This is a genomic window from Microbacterium sp. JC 701, from assembly GCF_021026215.1.
GTDB classification, from domain to species: Bacteria; Actinomycetota; Actinomycetes; order Actinomycetales; family Microbacteriaceae; genus Microbacterium; species Microbacterium algihabitans.
In genome coordinates, this window is the sequence record NZ_JAJNCV010000002.1 from 167002 (window position 1) to 185354 (window position 18353).

Sequence of the window (18353 nt, forward strand, 5' to 3'; positions counted from 1 at the left end):
CGGACTACGGAAGCGACAGGTCTTGGCGACTCACGCGGGGGCTCGCGTGGGACGGACGCGGTTCAGCGCTTGCGCAGCAGCGCGATCGACATCGCGTCGGTGCCGTGCCGGTGCGGCCACAGCTGCGCCCGCAGCGACCCGTCGGCCTGGTCGGGCAGGTCGATCTCGGCCTCGGCGATCTCGCGCACCACCGCGCGCGCGTCGAGCTCTTCGACCGCGTCGCCGAGCGCACGCTTCACCTCGGCGAGCACGCCCGAGGTCTCGGCCAGGTGCGGCGAGCACGTGACGTAGGCCGCGACTCCCCCGGGTTTCAGGGCCTCGAAGGCGGCGAGCACGAGTTCCTGCTGCAGTGCGGTGAGGTCGGGCACGTCGGCCGGCGTCTTGCGCCAGCGCGCCTCGGGCCGGCGTCGCAGAGCGCCGATGCCGGTGCACGGGGCGTCGACGAGGACGCGGTCGTACTCCCCCGGCATCCGCGCCGCGCGCTCGCGCCCGTCCTCTTCGCTCACCTCGACGTCGAGGGGCACGGATGCCACGGCCTGGCGCACCAGCCCCGCTCGCGCCGGGGCGATCTCGTTGGCGTCGAGCGTCGCCCCGTGGGCGAGGGCTTCGGCGGCGAGCAACGCGGTCTTGCCGCCGGGCCCGGCGCACAGGTCGAGCCAGCGCTCGCCCTCGCGCACGGGAAGGGCACGGCTGAGGGCGAGGGCGGCGAGCTGCGACCCTTCGTCCTGCACGCGGATCGTGCCGCCCGACGAGCGGATCAGCCCCTCGGGGTCTCCCCCACGGGTGGTGAACGCGGTCGGGGCGTACCTCGTGGGGGTCGCGTCATCCGGCACCTCCGCGAGGCCGGGCAGGGCGATCATCGCCACGCGCGGCGCGACGTTGTCGGCCTCGAGCAGTCCGTCGAGCTCGTCGGCGCGCCCCTCGGCGGTGAGGGCGCGGCGCAGCGCCCGCACGATCCACACCGGGTGCGAGGTCGTCAGGCCGAGGCGCTCGTCGTCGCTGCGCGCGGCCGCCGAGATGGTCTGCATCCACTGCCCCGGATTGTCGCGCGACACCCGGCGCAGCACCGCGTTGGCGAAGCCGGCGGCTCCGCGGCCCCCGCCGTGCCGACGTGCGAGCTCGACCGATTCGTTCACCGCGGCGTGCGAGGCGACGCGGGTCGACAGCAGCTGATGCACGCCCAGGCGGAGGGCGTCGAGCACGGCCGGGTCGATCCGATCGACCGTGCGGTCGGCGGCGGAGGCGATGATCGCGTCGTACGTGCCCCGTCGGCGCAGGGTGCCGTAGGTCAGCTCGGTCGCGAGACCTGCGTCTTTGGCATCCAGCTTCTGACGGGTGATCGCGTGCGGCAGCAGCAGGTTGGCGTACGCCTCGTCTCCCGAGACGGCGCGCAGCACCTCGTAGGCCACGGCACGGGCTCCCTGCACGTTCATGCGCCGAGCTCCGGCTCGTCGGTGCGGAGGCCGCGGAACCAATCACTCGCGTTCATCGCTCCCTTTCCTGCGGGTTGCACGGTGTCGAGGCGCAACGGTGTGGTCCCCGTGCCGACGACGACGTCTTTCCCGGATGCCGCGACCCGGCCCGGCGGCAACGGGGGCGCATCGGCGGGGGCGGCGCGCAGCACCTTGAAGCGCGCTCCGTCGAGGGTGGTGTGGGCCCCGGGTTCGGGCGTGACCCCGGCGATCTGGTGCAAGAGGCTCTCGGCATCCCGGGTGAGATCGAGGGCGCCATCGTCGAGGGTGAGCTTGGGCGCGAGGGTCGGCTCGCCCTGCTGCGCCGTCGCGGTCGCCGAGCCGTCGGCGATGCCGTCGACCACGCGGGCCAGCAGCGGAGCCCCGATCTCGGCGAGGTCGTCGAGGACCGTGGCCGAGGTCGCCTCGGTCGGCACCTCGTAGCGCTCCTCAGCGAACACGTCGCCCGCGTCGAGCGCGGCGACGAGCTGGAAGACGCTCGCGCCCGTGACCGCATCGCCCGCCATGAGCGCGCGCTGCACGGGGGCGGCGCCGCGCCAGCGCGGGAGCAGCGAGAAGTGCAGGTTGATCCAGCCGTGCGCGGGCGTCGACAGCAGCGGTTCGCGCACGAGTCCGCCGTAGGCCACGATCACCCCGAGCTCGGGCTCGAACTCCGCGATGCGGGCGGTGACGTCGGCGTCGAGGCGGTCGGCCTTGATGATCGGCAGACCGAGGTCTTCGGCGGCCTGCGCGACCGGCGACGGCGTGAGCACGCGCTTACGGCCGAGGGGCGCGTCGTCGCGCGTGACGACCGCGACGATCTCGTGCGGCCCCGACGCGAGGGCGCGCAGGGAGGGGACGGCGACGGCGGGTGTGCCGGCGAAGACGAGGCGCATGGGTCTCCTCAGAGTCTCGGGGTCGTGACGGGTGCGTGACCCGCTCAGAGGTCGGGCTCGGGGATGTCGAGGCGGACTCTGAGCGTACTGCGCGGCTTGGGGCCGCGATCTTTGCGCGACTTGCGCGCGCGCAGGGCGTCGGCGATCACCCCGGCGCGCAGGGCCTCGGCGACGGCGCGGCCGTGGGCGTAGTCGAAGCGCACCAGTGCGCGGGAGGTCGCGACGTCGGGCGTCTCCGACGTGTCGACCGGGCCGAGGATCGCGAGCGGGTCGAGGTCGGGCACGCTCTCGCGCAGCGATTCGAGCAGCACGTCGACGCTCCGGGCGTGTCCGTCGATGCTCGCGACGCGCACGGCGGGCGGCATCCGCAGGGGAAGGCGCTCGATGAGTTCTCCGCGCGCGTACGCCGGATGGGTCCAGGTCGCGAGCGCCCGGGCGACCGGTCCCGCGACGCCGACCAGGTGCACGGGGGCGCCGGGGGCGGCCAGGGCGGCGGCGTTCGACCACCAGCGCAGGCAGTGCTCGGCGATGCGCAGGGCTTCGTTCTGCAGCATCCGGTCGCCGTCGAGCAGGATCACGGCTTTGTAGCCGCCCCGCGCGAGCGGCTCGGCCCCGCGCGTGGCGATCACGAGGGCGGGAGTGGCGTCGACCTCGGCGACGGGATGGGCGCCGTCGGCGACGATCACCCGCGTGTTCGGGAAGGCGCGGCCGAGCTCGTCGGCGGTGCGCTCGCTGCCCGAGGAGGCCATGCGCAGCTTGGTCGAGCCGCAGTGCCCGCAGGCCCACGCGTGGGCGCTCCGCCCGCACCACGCGCACACGGGCACGGCACCCGGTCGGGCGGCGCGCAGCGGGCCGGCGCAGTGCTGGCAGCGCGCCGGGCGTCGGCAATCGGCGCAGATGAGCGACGGGGCGTAACCGGGGCGGGCGACCTGCACGAGCACGGGGCCGTGCTGAAGAGCCTCGCGCGCCGCCGCGAACGCCGACGACGGAACGCGCGACTGCCGCTGCTCGCCCTCGCGCGTGGCGCTGAGGACGACCCGCGGGCTCTGGCGACGCGCCTGCGGAACCTCGCGCACGTAGCCGACCTCGACGAGGCGCTGCACGTCAGTGGTGCGAGTGTGGCCGGCGAACAGCAGCGCCGATCCCTCGAGCTCCTGCCGCACGAGGGCGGCGTCGCGGGCGTGCACGCCGGGCGACAGGGGCTCGGCGAGCAGGGTGTCGCCGTCGTCCCAAATCGCGACGAGGCCGGTGTCGTGCGCGGGGGCGTAGACGGCCGAGCGGCGGCCCACGACGATGCAGGGCACCGGCGCGAGGGCGCGCAGGTACTGGGCGTAGCGCGCGGGACCGGACTGGTCGGAGTCGTCGCGCACCACGGCATCCGGAGTCACGAGCTCGGCCAGAGCAGCCAGCACCTGCGCCTGATCGCGATAGTCGGGCACGACGAGCACGGCGCTGCGCCCCCGCGCGAGCGTGTGCACGGCGGCCGCGGCGAGCAGGTCGGCCCACGCGCCGCGCGGGAGTTCCGGATGCGGATGCGGCGGGGCGTCGACGGCGAGTCGCTCCCCCGCGTGGAGGGCGTCGGCGAGCCCCGGGTAGGGCTGCAGCAGGGCCGTGGCGCGCTCTCGGGCCGCGGGCACCACCTCGGGCGTCTCGGGAGCCGGGGCTGCCGCCCACGCCTTCTCGGCGCGGACCATGCGCTTGGGCACCGCCAAGCGCAGCACGTCGCTCACCGAGCCCGCCGCGCGGTCGGCGACCCGTCGGGCCAGCGTGTACAGCCGCTCGGGCAGCACCGGCATGGGCGAGACGACCGCCTCGACCGCCGACAGGGGTCGCTCGGTGCCGTCGTCGGCGACCACCTCGATGACGAAGGCGTCCATCATGCGACCGGCCGAGCGCAACGGCACCTTCACCCGCACGCCCGGAGCGACATCGGCGACGAGCGGGTGCGGAACGGCGTAGTCGAACAGTCGGTCGAGCTGGGGCACGGGCGACTCGAGCTGCACGCGCGCGACGCGCCGCTCACTCACGAGATCGGTCCCCGGGGGCTGCGTCGATCATCGAGCCGGGGCGCACTCCCCCACGCACTCTCAGAGTCCGGCGGCGGTGCGGAGCTCGTCGACGCGGTCGGTGCGCTCCCACGTGAAGTCGGGCAGTTCGCGGCCGAAGTGGCCGTAGGTCGCCGTCTTCGCGTAGATCGGGCGCAGCAGGTCGAGCTGCTCGACGATCGCGGCCGGGCGCAGGTCGAACACGTCGCGGATCGCCTTCACGATCACGTCGTCGGCCACGTGCGCCGTGCCGAACGACTCGACGTACAGGCCCACGGGGTTGGCCTTGCCGATCGCGTAGGCGATCTGCACCTCGAGGCGGTCGGCGAGACCCGCGGCGACGGCGTTCTTCGCGACCCAGCGCATGGCGTAGGCGGCCGAGCGGTCGACTTTGGACGGGTCTTTGCCGCTGAACGCACCGCCGCCGTGACGCGAGGCGCCGCCGTAGGTGTCGATGATGATCTTGCGGCCGGTCAGGCCCGCATCGCCCTTCGGTCCGCCGATGACGAAGGGACCTGCCGGGTTGATGTAGTACTTCACGTCGGGCAGGGCGAGACCGGTCTCGGCGAGCACCGGGTCGATGACCGCGGCCTGCACCTCGGCGCGCAGGTCTTCCTGCGCGATGTCGGGGTGGTGCTGCGTCGACAGCACGACCGAGTCGACCGTGCGCGGCACGTGCCCCTCGTAGCCGAGCGTGACCTGGGTCTTGCCGTCGGGACGCAGTAACGGCAGCGAGCCGTCTTTGCGCACGGATGCCAGGCGCTCGGCGATGCGGTGAGCGGTCCAGGCGGCCATGGGCATGAGCTGCGGCGTCTCGTTGGTCGCGAAACCGAACATGATGCCCTGGTCGCCCGCACCCTGCAGGTCGCGGGGATCGACGGAGCCGCGCTCGCGCTGCTCGAACGCCTTGTTGACGCCCGCGGCGATGTCGGACGACTGCGCGCCGATCGACACGCTCACGCCGCACGACTCGCCGTCGAAGCCGGTGTCGCTCGAGGTGTAGCCGATGCGGTTGACCACGTTGCGCACGATGGCGGGGATCTCGACGTAGGCGCTCGTGGAGACCTCGCCGGCCACGTGCACGAGCCCCGTGGTGACCAGCGTCTCGACGGCCACGCGACCGGTGGGGTCGTCGGTGAGGATCGCGTCGAGGATGCTGTCGGAGATCTGGTCGCAGATCTTGTCGGGGTGTCCTTCGGTGACGGACTCGGACGTGAACAGGCGCAGGTCGGTCAAGACGACTCCGAAAAAGTTGAGGGCTGGGGACGGGCACAAGTATGCCCCGGGCGGCGGTGGGCCGCCCGGGGCATCGTCACATCTGTGAACAGATCACGAAATGCGTCGGCTGTGGATCACTCCGCAGCGCGCAGGCGCAGCTTGTCTTCGTGGATCTCGTGCAGCGCGATCGTGAGGGGCTTGTCTTCGACGGTGGAGTCGACCAGCGGTCCCACGTTGTCGAAGAGGTTTCCCTCGTGCAGGTCGGAGTAGTAGTCGTTGATCTGGCGCGCGCGCTTGGACGCGTAGATCACGAGCTGATACTTCGAGTCGACCTTGTCGAGCAGAGCGTCGATGGGCGGGTCGATGATGCCCTTGTCACGTCCGGCCATGGGGAACCTCCTGGTTCGGCGGGATGGGGTGGATGCGGCGCTCGAGCGCCGAAGCATCCTCTTATTCTAGCCGACGCCGGCGCGGGCTGTGCCGAGGGGCGTCGGGTGGGTCGGGCGGAGCGGGTTCGGGGCGGATTCCGTACCTCGGGGCGGGAAATTCCCGCCCCGAGGTGCAGATCGCGCCCCGAACCGGACGCTCTGTGCAGAAGCGAGCGCTGCGGCCCGGGCGGGTCGGCTCAGTGCTGCGCCGAGGCGAGCTCGACAACCTGGGCGGCCGCGTGGGCCACCTCGTCGTTCACGACGCGGTAGTCGAACTCGTTCTGCGCGGCGAGCTCGACGCGGGCCGTGCGCAGGCGGCGAGCCCGCTCCTCGGCATCCTCGGTCCCCCGACCGACCAGGCGCTGCACGAGCTCGTCCCAGCTCGGGGGCAGGAGGAACACCAGGGTGGCCGACGGATCGGCCGCGCGCACCTGACGGGCGCCCTGCAGGTCGATCTCGAGCAGGGCGGTGCCGCCCTCGGCGAGAACGCGCTCGATCGGAGCGCGCGGCGTGCCGTAGCGGTTCTTGTTGTGCACGACGGCCCACTCCAGCAACTCCCCCGCCTCGACCAGACGGTCGAACTCGGCGTCGTCGACGAAGTAGTAGTGCTCGCCCTCGACCTCTCCCGGGCGGGCGCTGCGCGTGGTCGCCGAGACCGAGAGGTGGATCTCGGGGTAGTGCTCCTTGATGTGCGCGGCGACGGTGCCCTTGCCGACGGCCGTGGGGCCGGCGAGCACGATGAGGCGGCTGCGTCCCTCGCGGGGACCGGGCTCGGGCCAGCGCGTGTCGAGGTAGGAGCGCAGCGCGTCGCGCTGACGCGAGCCCAGACCGCCCAGACGCTTCACCGGCGAGATGCCGAGCGAAGCGAGGATGCGGTCGCGCTTGCTCTCGCCGATCGCGGGGATCGCCGTGAGGAACTCGGTCACGCGCATCGCCCCGGCCGCCGACAGCGGGTCGGCGAGGCCACGGCGCAGCAGCTCCTGCGGAGAGATCACGCGGGTCGACACGTCGCGCTTGAGCGCGGCGCGCTCGCGACGAGCCTCGACGGCGCGGCGCGAGGCGGCGGCGCGGTCGACCTCGGGCGGACGACGGGTTTCAGCCATGCAGGGACTCCCGGTAGAGCGCGGCGCGCTCGTCGATGCGGGCGGCGAGACGGTCGGGTCCGACCGCGAGGATGCTGCGGCTCTCGTTCGCGACGACGGCGGATGCCACGTAGCCGAACAAGCGGCGCAGGTCGGCGGGCGCGGCCCCCTGCGCACCGAAGCCGGGAGCGAGGATCGGCATGCCCGCCAGCGCCACGTCGCCCAGCCCGAACGCCGAGCGGTCGACGGTCGCGCCGACCACGACGCCGACCGGGCCGAGGGCTCCGGGGGCGCCGATGTTCGCCTGGTTCACGTCGTGCGCCACACGGGCCGCGACGTGCTCGCGATCGCCCACCGCGAGGGCGTCGTCGACGATCGCGCTCTGCAGCGCACGCGCCTCGGGGTTGCTCGTCGCGGTCAGCACGAACGCGCCCTTGCCGTGGTGCACGGCCAGCGCCAACGCCTCGCGCAGCGAGTCGGCGCCGAGGTACGGCGACAGGGTCACGGCATCCGCCTCGAGAGGAGAACCGGGCGCGAGCCAGGCGTGCGCGTAGCCCTCCATCGTCGTGCCGATGTCGCCGCGCTTGGCGTCGGCGATCACGAGGAGCCCCGCGTCGCGCGCGGCGGCCATCACGTCTTCGAGGGCGGCGAACCCGCGGGAGCCGTAGCGCTCGTAGAACGCCACCTGCGGCTTGACCACGCCGACCCGCCCGTGGGCGGCCTCGACGGTGCGCAGGCCGAACTCCCGCGCGCCCTCGGCCGTGGCATCCAGCCCCCACGCCGACAACAGGGCGGCGTGGGGGTCGATGCCGACGCACAGGGCGCCGTGCAGGTCGAGGGCGGCGGAGAGTCGCTGACCGAACGTCTTGCTCACAGGCGCGCCGCGCGATCCACGGCGTACTCCTGCAGGCTGCGGACCTCGAAGCCGTCCTTCATCGCACCCAGGGCGCTCACCGCGGCGCCGAGCACGGCCATCGTGGTGAACAGGGCCTTGTCGGCGGCCACAGCCGCCGCGCGGATCTCGTAGCCGTCGGCTCGTGCCGTGCCACCCGAGGGGGTGTTGACGATCATGTCGATCTCACCCGCGTTGATCAGGTCGACCACGTTCTGCTGGTCCGACCCCTGCGTCTCGGAGTACTTCTCGACGACCTTCACCCGGATGCCGTTGCGTGCGAGGATCTCCGCGGTGCCCTCGGTCGCGAGCAACGAGAAACCGAGCTCCTGCAGACGGTGGGCGGGCAGGATCACGGCGCGCTTGTCGGCGTCGGCGACCGAGATGAACACGGTTCCCGAGGTCGGCATGCCGCCGTACGCGGCCTCCTGCGACTTCGCGAACGCGGTCGGGAAGTCGCGGTCGATGCCCATGACCTCACCGGTCGAGCGCATCTCGGGTCCGAGGACCGAGTCGACCGTGTGCCCGTCGGCGGTGCGGAAGCGCTTGAACGGCAGCACGGCCTCCTTGACGGCGACCGGAGCATCGAGCGGCACGCGCGAGCCGTCCTGCTCGGGCAGGAGACCCTCGGCGATGAGCTCGGCGATGGTGTTGCCGGCCATGATGCGGCTGGCGGCCTTGGCGAGAGGGATGCCCAGCGCCTTCGACACGAACGGCACCGTGCGGCTCGCGCGCGGGTTCGCCTCGATGACGTAAAGGACGCCCGCCGAGATCGCGAACTGCACGTTCAGCAGACCCCGCACGCCCACGCCCTTCGCGATGGCGAGGGTCGCTTCGCGCACGCGGTCGACCTCGGTGCGACCGAGCGACACGGGCGGGAGGGTGCACGAGGAGTCACCGGAGTGGATGCCGGCTTCTTCGAGGTGCTCCATGACGCCGCCGATGTACAGGTCGGTGCCGTCGAACAGCGCGTCGACGTCGAGCTCGATCGCGTCGTCGAGGAAGCGGTCGACGAGCAGCGGGAGGCCGGGGCCGATGATCGCCTGGTCGGCGACGCGCACGAAGTAGTCGCGCAGCGCGTCGGTCGAGTAGACGATCTCCATGCCGCGACCGCCGAGCACGAAGCTCGGGCGCACCAGCACGGGGTAGCCGATCTCCTCGGCCACGGTCACGGCGCCTTCGACGTCGATCGCGGTGCCGCTGCGCGGGGCCACGAGTCCGGCCTCGTCGAGCAGGCGCGAGAACAGCTCGCGCTCCTCGGCGAGGTCGATCGCCTCGGGACTCGTGCCGAGGATCGTGTACCCGGCGGCCTCGATGCCCTTCGCGAGGCCCAGCGGCGTCTGTCCGCCGAGCTGGCAGACGACACCGAGGATCGTGCCCGACTGCGCCTCGGCGTGCAGCACCTCGAGCACGTCTTCGAGCGTCAGCGGCTCGAAGTACAGGCGGTCGGAGGTGTCGTAGTCGGTCGACACGGTCTCGGGGTTGCAGTTGACCATGACGGTCTCGTAGCCGGCGTCCGACAGCGCGAACGAGGCGTGCACGCACGAGTAGTCGAATTCGACGCCCTGGCCGATGCGGTTGGGGCCCGAGCCGATGATGACGACCTTCGTGCGGTCGGAGGGGGTGACCTCGGTCTCGGCGTCGTACGAGGAGTAGTGGTACGGCGTGAGGGCCGGGAACTCCCCCGCGCAGGTGTCGACGGTCTTGTAGACCGGGCGCACGTCGAGCGCGTAGCGGCTCTCACGCACCTCGGCCTCGTCGAGCCCGCGGATCTGCGCGATCTGGGCGTCGCTGAAACCGTGCTCCTTCGCGACGCGGAGGGTGTCGGCATCCAGGTTCTCGGCGTCGCCGATGAACTCAGCGACCTCGTTGATCAGCACGATCTGGTCGATGAACCAGGGGTCGATGGCCGTCGCATCGAACGCCTGCTCGGGCGTGGCGCCCTTGCGCAGGGCCTGCTGCAGCACCACGATGCGGCCGTCGGTCGGGGTCTTCGAGATCTCGAGCAGCTGCTCCACCGAGCGCGACTCCTCGCCCCAGTGGAAGCTCGACCCGCGCTTCTCGAGCGAGCGCAGCGCCTTCTGCAGGGCCGTGGTGTAGTTGCGGCCGATCGCCATCGCCTCGCCCACCGACTTCATGGTGGTGGTCAGCGTGGTGTCGGCGGCCGGGAACTTCTCGAAGTTGAACCGCGGCACCTTCACCACGACGTAGTCGAGCGTGGGCTCGAAGCTCGCCGGGGTCACCTTGGTGATGTCGTTCGGGATCTCGTCGAGCCGGTAGCCGATCGCGAGCTTCGCGGCGATCTTGGCGATCGGGAAGCCGGTGGCCTTCGACGCCAGCGCCGACGAACGCGAGACGCGCGGGTTCATCTCGATGACGATGATGCGGCCCGTCGCCGGGTCGACCGCGAACTGGATGTTGCAGCCACCGGTGTCGACGCCGACCGCGCGGATGATGTCGATGCCGATGTCGCGCAGCTTCTGGTACTCGCGGTCGGTCAGGGTCAGTGCGGGCGCCACCGTGATCGAGTCGCCGGTGTGCACGCCGACCGGGTCGACGTTCTCGATCGAGCAGACGACCACCGTGTTGTCGGCGGTGTCGCGCATGAGCTCGAGCTCGTACTCCTTCCACCCGAGGATCGACTCCTCGAGCAGCACCTCGTTGGTGGGCGAGTCGTGCAGGCCCGCGCCGCCGATGCGGCGGAGGTCGGCCTCGTCGTACGCGAAGCCCGAGCCGAGGCCGCCCATGGTGAACGACGGGCGCACGACCAGCGGGTAGCCGAGCTTCTCGGCGCCGGCGAGGAGTTCGTCCATCGAGTGGCAGATGACGGATGCCGCGACATCGGCGCCCGCTTCGAGCACGAGCTCCTTGAAGATCTGGCGATCCTCGCCGCGGTTGATCGCGTCGAAGTCGGCGCCGATGAGCTCGACGCCGTACTTCTCGAGGATGCCGCGCTTGTGCAGCTGGATCGCCGCGTTCAGAGCGGTCTGTCCGCCGAGGGTGGGGAGAACGGCATCCGGCTTCTCTTTGGCGATGATCGACTCGATGACCTCGGGGGTGATCGGCTCGATGTAGGTCGCGTCGGCGAAGTCGGGGTCGGTCATGATCGTCGCCGGGTTGGAGTTGACGAGGATGACGCGCACGCCCTCTTCGCGCAGCACGCGGCACGCCTGGGTGCCGGAGTAGTCGAACTCGCAGGCCTGACCGATGACGATCGGGCCGGAACCGATGACGAGGACGGAGTGGATGTCGTCGCGCTTAGGCATTGTTGTCTTCCTGGGTCGAGTCCTGAGCGTCGGAGGGGGCCAGAGCAGCGGCATCCGGTCCCTGAGCCTGTCGAAGGGCCTGACTCGCGAGAACCATCTCGCGGAAGCGGTCGAACAGGTAGTTGGCGTCGTGCGGGCCGGCGGCGGCCTCGGGGTGGTACTGCACGCTGAACGCCGGGATGTCGAGGGCGCGCAGGCCCTCCACGACGTTGTCGTTCAGGCCGATGTGGCTGACCTCGACGCGGCCGAAGCCGGCGGGGCTGTCGACGATCTCATCGAGCGGCGCCTCGACGGCGAAGCCGTGGTTCTGCGAGGTGATCTCGACGCGGCCGGTGGTCTTGTCGAGCACGGGCTGATTGATGCCGCGGTGGCCGAACGGCAGCTTGTAGGTGCCGAAGCCGAGCGCGCGGCCCAGCAGCTGGTTGCCGAAGCAGATGCCGAAGAAGGGCAGACCGTCGCCGAGCACGGCGCGCAGCAGCTCGACGTGCTGGTCGGATGCCGCGGGGTCGCCGGGGCCGTTCGAGTAGAACGCCGCGACCGGTTCGATCGCGCGGATCTCCTCGATCGTCGCGGACTGCGGGAACACGTGCACATCGAAACCGCGCCCGGCGAGGTTGTCGATCGTGGACTGCTTCACACCGAGGTCGAGCACGGCGAGGTTGCCGATGCGCTCGGCGGTCGCGGGCGTCACCTCGACCTCGCTGACCGACACCTCGGCGGAGAGGTTGCGACCCGCCATGCCCGGGGCCTCGCGCACGCGGCGCATCTGCTCCTCGGCATCCAGGTCCGCGGCCTCGCCCGAGAAGACGCCGCCGCGCATGCTGCCCTCGGAGCGGATGCGGCGCGTGACGGCCCGGGTGTCGATGCCGGAGATGCCGACGATGCCGTCTTCGACGAGCGCGTCGTCGAGCGAGCGGTTCGCGCGCCAGTTCGACACCATGCGCGAGGGGTCGCGCACGACGTAGCCGGCGACCCAGATGCGACGCGACTCGGGGTCTTCGTCGTTCACGCCGGTGTTGCCGATGTGGGGCGCGGTCTGCAGCACGATCTGGCCCGCGTACGAGGGGTCGGTGATCGTCTCCTGGTAGCCGGTCATGCCGGTGGCGAAGACGACCTCGCCGAGGGTCTCGCCGCGAGCGCCGTAGGCGCGGCCGGTGTAGCGGGTGCCGTCTTCGAGCACGAGGACGGCCGGGTCGCGCGAAAGGCGCGCGGAAGGGATCAGGGCGGTCATGCGTCGCTTCCTGTCGAGGTGAGGGGGCGGATCGCGTCGGCCAGAGCTTTGGCCGAGGCGTCCTGAGGACGGAGGTAGGTGTCGACGATCGTGTCGTCGTCGATGCGCCAGCTGACGCGCGTCAGGCCGTCGCGCTCGACCACGCGGTCGATGGCGACCGTGGCCTGAGAGGCGTCGACGAGGCGGTCGCGGGTGAGCGCGATGCGGGGCTGGCCCTGCAGGTCGAGGGCGACGCCGGCCGAGGTGACCGTGACGTCGACGCGGGAGCGGAAGCCGAGACCCTTGATGGCGAGACGCTCGAGCGGCTCGTCGTGTCGGGTCGTGGCGACGTAGAGGCCCGAGAACACCGCCGTTTCGACGGCGTCTGCGGGCAGCTCCCCCACCGGGGCCGTATAGCGCGCATCGCGCCGCGTTCGTCGCACCCAGGCCCAGGCGAGCACGGCCAGCAGCACGAGGGCCACGCCGATCATCACGACGAGGGCGCCCTCGCGGCTCATGCGAGCACCCCGGGAGCGTCGAGCACGGCACCGTCGACGACGGTCGGGATGCCGGCGCGCACGGTCCAGCGCACCTCGCCCGGCAGCTCCCGGCCGAGGTAGGGCGAGTTGGTGCTGCGCCCGCGCAGGTCGTCGAGGCCGAACGTGCGGGAGGGGCGCGGGTCGTACAGCGTGAAGGTCGCCGGCTGCCCCGCGGCGACGGGCGTGCCGTGTCCGTCGAGGCGTCCGATGCGGGCCGGGTTCGCCGACATCACGCGGGCGACGTCGGTCCAATCGAGCAGGCCCGTCTCGACCATCGCGTGGTGAACGACGCGCAGAGCGCTCTCGAGACCCACCATGCCGTTCGCGGCGGCCGCCCACTCGCAGGCCTTCGCCTCGGCGGGGTGCGGGGCGTGGTCGGTGGCGACGATGTCGATCGTGCCGTCGGCCAGACCCTCGCGCACGGCCATCACGTCTTCTTCGCGGCGCAGCGGCGGGTTCACCTTGAACCGCGCGTCGTAGTCGCGCACGAGCTCGTCGGTCAGCAGCAGGTGGTGCGGGGTGACCTCGGCGGTGACGTTGACGCCGCGCTTCTTGGCCCAGCGGATGATGTCGACCGAGCCCGCGGTGCTCAGGTGGCACACGTGCAGGCGCGAGCCGACGTGCTCGGCCAGCAGCACGTCGCGCGCGATGATCGACTCCTCGGCGACCGCCGGCCAACCGGTGAGACCCAGCTCGGCCGAGACGGCGCCCTCGTTCATCTGCGCGCCCTCGGTCAGGCGCGGGTCCTGCGCGTGCTGCGCGATGACGCCGTCGAACGCCTTCACGTACTCCAGCGCTCGCCGCATGATCAGCGGGTCGAACACGCAGAAGCCGTCGTCGCTGAACACACGGACGCGAGCGCGGGAGTCGGCCATGGCGCCGAGTTCGGCGAGGCGTTCGCCCTTCTGCCCCACGGTCACGGCGCCGATCGGCTGCACGTGCACGTAGCCGGCGGCCTCGCCGAGGGCGAGTTCCTGCTCGACCACGCCCGCCGTGTCGGCGACCGGGGAGGTGTTCGGCATGGCGAAGACGGTGGTGAATCCACCGGCGGCTGCGGCCCGGGAACCGGTGAGGATCGTCTCGGATGCCTCGTACCCGGGCTCGCGCAGGTGCACGTGCAGGTCGACGAGGCCCGGCAGGGCGACGAGACCGTCGGCATCCACGACCGTCGCGCCCTGGTGCGAGAGGCCGGAGCCGGTCTCGACGATGACACCGTCGCGCACGAGCAGGTCGGTGGCGTCATGACCCTCGACGCGCGCGCCGCGAACCAGAAGGGTCTGTGCGGGGGCGTGGCTCATCGGAGGTCCTCTTTCTCGGTGTCGGGGCGCTCGCCCGCCAGCAGCAGGTACAGCACGGCCATCCGCACGGAGACGCCGTTCGTGACCTGCTCGAGCACCGTCGAGCGAGGCGAATCGGCGGCTTCGGCGGAGATCTCCAGACCTCGGTTCATCGGACCGGGGTGTAGAACGATGCTACCGCCCGGAAGCGCCTGCAAACGCCGTGCGTCGAGCCCGTACCGGCGGGAATACTCCCGTTCAGTCGGGAAATACGCCGCCGACATCCGCTCGAGCTGGATGCGCAGCATCATCAGCGCGTCGGGACCGGCGGCGATCGCGTGGTCGAGGTCGAAGTCGACCTCGACGGGCCAGCGGCTGACGTCCTGCGGCACCAGCGTCGGCGGAGCCACCAACGTCACGTGCGCGCCCAGGGTGTGCAGGAGCCACACGTTCGACCGCGCGACCCGCGAGTGCAGCACGTCTCCGACGATCGTGACCCGGATGCCGTCGAGCCCGCGACCGCGGCTGTCGTCGCCGAACAGGCGCTTGCGGATCGTGAAGGCGTCGAGCAGGGCCTGCGTGGGGTGCTCGTGGGTGCCGTCGCCGGCGTTCACCACGCCGGCGCTGATCCAGCCGGACGTGGCCAGGGTGCGCGGGGCGCCGGACGCGCCGTGGCGGATGACCACGGCATCCGCCCCCATCGCCTGCAGCGTCTGCGCCGTGTCCTGCAGCGACTCGCCCTTGCTGACGCTCGAGCCCTTCGCCGAGAAGTTGATGACGTCGGCGGAGAGGCGCTTGGCGGCGGCTTCGAACGAGATGCGCGTGCGGGTGGAGTCCTCGAAGAAGAGGTTGACCACCGTCTTGCCGCGCAGCGTCGGGAGCTTCTTGACCTCGCGGCGCTGGGTGTCGGCCATGTCTTCGGCGACGTCGAGGATCTCGAGGGCGTCTTCGCGAGACAGGTGCTGGGTGTCGAGGAGGTGCCTCATGATTCGATCGTCACCTCTTCGACGCCGTCGATCTCGGCGAGGCGCACGTTGACGCGCTCGTCGCGGGCGCTCGGGAGGTTCTTGCCCACGAAGTCGGGGCGGATCGGCAGCTCGCGGTGGCCGCGGTCGATCAGCGTCGCGAGGCGCACGGCGGCGGGGCGGCCGATGTCCTGCAGCGCGTCGAGGGCGGCGCGGATGCTGCGACCCGAGAACAGCACGTCGTCGATGAGCACGACGACCTTGCCGTCGATGCCGCCGGCGGGGATCTCGGTGCGACGCGGGGCCCGCGTGGGGTTGCGGTGCAGATCGTCGCGGTACATCGTCACGTCGAGCGATCCGACCGGGACGGATGTGCCGCCGAACTCGCTGACGAGGGGGCCGATCCGGTTCGCGAGCGTGACGCCGCGGGTCGGGATGCCGAGGAGGACGAGTCCTTCCGGTCCTTTGTTGGACTCCAGGATCTCGTGCGATATGCGCGTCAAAGCGCGGGCGATATCGGCATCGTGCATGACGGTGCGCGTATTCATCCGCCGCTCCCTTCTCCGCCTCACGGGACGGGGTTAAAGGTTGCTGTGGTTCTTCGTCGAGTCTAGCGGGTGCGGGCGGGTGAACCTCGAGCGGTTACGGGTGGTGTCGCGGTCGGGCGCTAGCGGCTCGAGTGGTTCATTCGTACATTTGTTCTATGGAAGTGAGCGCGCCGGTCGACCGCCTTCGGGCGGCGAGCGAGCGCGTCGTCGGCCTGATCGCGGGGCGGGAGCTCTCCGCCCTCGATGATCGCGAGATCGTCGGGGTCATGGCCGAGATCACCGCGGCGCTGAATGCCCTCGACGTGTTGGCGGCGTGTGCGGCCCGGGTGATCGACGCACGGTCGGCGCGAGAGCTTGGTGGGGCGGGGCTGGCCCAACGACAGGGGCACCGCAACGCGACCGAGTTGCTGCAGACGCTGACCGGGCGGAGCAGGCGCGAGGTGACGCGGTCGGTCAAGACCGGGGGCGACCTGCTCGATGCCGTAGGCGTCGTGGGTGACGACGGGCCTCGCGACACGGCATCGCCGGTGTCGTCGGCGGGTGGCGAATGGCTCGAACGCGCCGGCGGGGCGCTGCGTGACGGGGCGCTCAGTCACGCTCAGTTCCAGGCGATCCGCGTGGGGTTGGGTGAGCCGCCGGTCGAGAGGTATCCCGAGCTCGATCCGGACTTCCTCCCCCGCGCTTGGGTGGCGGCCGTCGAGCGGCTCATCGCCGAAGCGCCGCACCTGCCGGTCGAGGAGTTGCGGGCGTCCGCGCGGATCGCGCGGGACCGTCTCGACCCGGTCGGGGTGACCCTGCGGTTCGAGGAGCGCTTCGCCGCCCGGTCGTATCGTTCATGGGTCGACGAGCACGGGCAGCGGCACGGACGGTTCGTGTTCGACGACGATGCGGCGGCCTGGGTCGATGCGATCCTCCAGGCGGCGTTGCGTCCGCGGCGGGGGCCGCGGTTCGTGGATCCGGATGCCGTGGTCGCCGACGCGCCCGACGAGCGGTCGGGCGAGCAGATCGCCTACGACACGCTGATGGCCGTCATGCGGACGGGCGCCGCCGCCGATCCGGCGCAGGCGTTCGGCGACCGGCAACCCGGCGTGCGGATCGTGCTGGAGGCGTCGGCGCTGGCGGAGAAGTCGGCGCTGGCGGAGGCGTCGGCGCTGGTGGAGGCTCCGTCGCTGGTGGAGGCTCCGTCGCTGGTGGAGGGCGAGTCCCCTGGCGCCGAGGCGATGGGTGTCGTGACCACCGTGCGCGGAGTCGGACACCTCGAAGACGGCGGGTCCGCCCTCCCCGGCGGGGTCATCGAGAGCTACCTGTGCGATGCGGGCGCCGTGCCGGTCTCCGTGGGCGACGCGGGGCGGCCGCTCGACGTCGGTCGACACCAGCGGCTGTTCACCCGCGCCCAGCGGATCGCGATCGCGGTGCGCGACGGCGGGTGCGTCGGTATCGGATGCCGTGCCCCCATCTCGCAGTGCGAGATGCATCACATCGACCATTGGGCGGCGGATCGGGGCAGAACCGACGTCGACGACGGCGTCCCCCTCTGCCGGAACCATCACCTGGGTCTGCACAATCGGGGCGAGAAGATCGTGCGCGAGCGGGATCCCGTGACCGGGCGGGACTCGTACTGGTTGCACGCCCCGCCTGATCCGCGTACGGGTGAGGTGCGCCCGCCCACGCTGCTGCGGTCGAGGTCTCCGCGTCGCTTCGACGCGGCGTGACCTAGCAAGGCGCGGCGTGACCGAGCACGACGCACGTGGCCCAGCGTGACGTGGCGTGGCCGAACGCGACGCGTGTGGCTGAGCGCCACCCGCGGGACGGGGCGCGTCGCGGCGTGACCGAGCGTGACGTGGCATGGCCCAACGCGACGCGTGTGGTTGCGCGCCATGCGCGTGGCCTGGCGCGACGCACGTGATCGAGCGTGACGCTTGTAACGGGGCGTGTCGCGGGGTGTCAGACCGCGTCGCTCGTCTCGGTGCGCGTCGCGGCGTGACCGAGCGCGTCGCGCGTGAGGGACCACGACCCTCGTGACGGAGGCCGGCGCTCGTGATGGAGCGCGACGCTCGTGACGGAGCGCGACGCGCGTGATCGCGCACGACGCTCGTGAGTGCGACGCACGTGACCGAGCACCAGGTACCCGGTCGGGTCAGTCCTCGTCCGCGACGATCTCCGCCTTGAACCCCGCGGAGTTCTCCAGCCATCCCGCGTAGTGCGAAGGACCACCGGCGAACGGATACCGCTCCTGGTACAGCGACCGCCACCCGTGAGAGCTCGCCGCGGCCATCGCGGCATCCACCTGCGCCCGAGAACCACCGAGGAACGCCAGATGGTTCACGCCGGGAGCGCGCCGATCATGCTCGGGTCCCGACAGGTTCGGCGACGTCGTCAGGGTCAGGTACGGGCCGTCCCCCGCACTCCACGTCTCGCCCTCGGACCACTGGCCGGTCCGTTCGAACCCGACCGCGGTGAGCAGCCATCCCCACTCGGCACGCGCCGAAGCCAGGTCGGCGACCCACACCTCGACGTGATGGAACCCCGGCACGGG

Annotated in this window: 15 protein-coding genes; 1 reads left to right on the plus strand and 14 read right to left on the minus strand. The window is 71.7% G+C overall.

Annotated features, from left to right (window positions below; translation table 11 throughout):
- Window positions 1-62: 62 nt before the first annotated feature.
- From LPW41_RS08735 to pyrR, 13 genes are all read right to left on the minus strand, one after another.
- Window positions 63-1433, minus strand: coding sequence for an RsmB/NOP family class I SAM-dependent RNA methyltransferase (locus tag LPW41_RS08735; protein ID WP_187358410.1), 1371 nt, complete (start codon window positions 1431-1433; stop codon window positions 63-65).
- On the minus strand, window positions 1430-2347 hold the full coding sequence (gene fmt / locus LPW41_RS08740; RefSeq protein ID WP_230704612.1) for a methionyl-tRNA formyltransferase: 918 nt from the start codon (window positions 2345-2347) through the stop codon (window positions 1430-1432). The genes LPW41_RS08735 and fmt overlap by 4 nt, the downstream gene beginning before the upstream one ends.
- A 44-nt stretch (window positions 2348-2391) precedes the next feature.
- Window positions 2392-4374: a primosomal protein N' gene (locus tag LPW41_RS08745; protein ID WP_230704613.1), complete on the minus strand. Its 1983-nt coding sequence runs from the start codon at window positions 4372-4374 to the stop codon at window positions 2392-2394.
- 60 nt (window positions 4375-4434) lie between these two features.
- Window positions 4435-5628, minus strand: a complete 1194-nt coding sequence (metK, locus tag LPW41_RS08750; protein WP_230704614.1) for a methionine adenosyltransferase — start codon at window positions 5626-5628, stop codon at window positions 4435-4437.
- Between the two features lie 116 nt (window positions 5629-5744).
- Window positions 5745-5999: a DNA-directed RNA polymerase subunit omega gene (gene rpoZ / locus LPW41_RS08755; protein ID WP_055837405.1), complete on the minus strand. Its 255-nt coding sequence runs from the start codon at window positions 5997-5999 to the stop codon at window positions 5745-5747.
- A gap of 236 nt (window positions 6000-6235) precedes the next feature.
- Window positions 6236-7141 (minus strand): guanylate kinase, encoded by a 906-nt coding sequence (gene gmk / locus LPW41_RS08760; protein WP_230704615.1) that lies wholly within the window; start codon window positions 7139-7141, stop codon window positions 6236-6238.
- On the minus strand, window positions 7134-7994 hold the full coding sequence (gene pyrF, locus LPW41_RS08765) for an orotidine-5'-phosphate decarboxylase (RefSeq protein ID WP_230704616.1): 861 nt from the start codon (window positions 7992-7994) through the stop codon (window positions 7134-7136). The genes gmk and pyrF overlap by 8 nt, the downstream gene beginning before the upstream one ends.
- The gene (gene carB / locus LPW41_RS08770; RefSeq protein ID WP_230704617.1) at window positions 7991-11278 is read right to left on the minus strand and encodes a carbamoyl-phosphate synthase large subunit; all 3288 of its coding nucleotides are present in this window, start codon (window positions 11276-11278) and stop codon (window positions 7991-7993) included. The genes pyrF and carB overlap by 4 nt, the downstream gene beginning before the upstream one ends.
- Window positions 11271-12509, minus strand: a complete 1239-nt coding sequence (gene carA / locus LPW41_RS08775; protein WP_230704618.1) for a glutamine-hydrolyzing carbamoyl-phosphate synthase small subunit — start codon at window positions 12507-12509, stop codon at window positions 11271-11273. The genes carB and carA overlap by 8 nt, the downstream gene beginning before the upstream one ends.
- Entirely contained in the window at window positions 12506-13006 is a 501-nt protein-coding gene (locus tag LPW41_RS08780; RefSeq protein WP_186316624.1) for a hypothetical protein, read from the minus strand. Before LPW41_RS08780 ends, carA begins: the two co-directional genes overlap by 4 nt.
- Window positions 13003-14325, minus strand: coding sequence for a dihydroorotase (locus LPW41_RS08785; protein WP_230704619.1), 1323 nt, complete (start codon window positions 14323-14325; stop codon window positions 13003-13005). Before LPW41_RS08785 ends, LPW41_RS08780 begins: the two co-directional genes overlap by 4 nt.
- Entirely contained in the window at window positions 14322-15290 is a 969-nt protein-coding gene (locus tag LPW41_RS08790; RefSeq protein WP_144833437.1) for an aspartate carbamoyltransferase catalytic subunit, read from the minus strand. The genes LPW41_RS08785 and LPW41_RS08790 overlap by 4 nt, the downstream gene beginning before the upstream one ends.
- Window positions 15287-15817, minus strand: coding sequence for a bifunctional pyr operon transcriptional regulator/uracil phosphoribosyltransferase PyrR (gene pyrR, locus LPW41_RS08795; RefSeq protein WP_144833439.1), 531 nt, complete (start codon window positions 15815-15817; stop codon window positions 15287-15289). The genes LPW41_RS08790 and pyrR overlap by 4 nt, the downstream gene beginning before the upstream one ends.
- 155 nt (window positions 15818-15972) lie before the next feature.
- On the opposite strand from pyrR, the gene LPW41_RS08800 reads away from it, so the two are divergent.
- A complete protein-coding gene (locus LPW41_RS08800) occupies window positions 15973-17529 on the plus strand; it encodes an HNH endonuclease signature motif containing protein (RefSeq protein ID WP_230704620.1) in 1557 nt (518 codons plus the stop codon).
- Window positions 17530-17954: 425 nt separating this feature from the next.
- Here the strand turns inward: LPW41_RS08800 and LPW41_RS08805 are convergent, their stop codons facing one another.
- Complete coding sequence (locus tag LPW41_RS08805) at window positions 17955-18350, minus strand: VOC family protein (RefSeq protein WP_144833445.1); 396 nt, start codon at window positions 18348-18350, stop codon at window positions 17955-17957.
- Window positions 18351-18353: the final 3 nt, after the last annotated feature.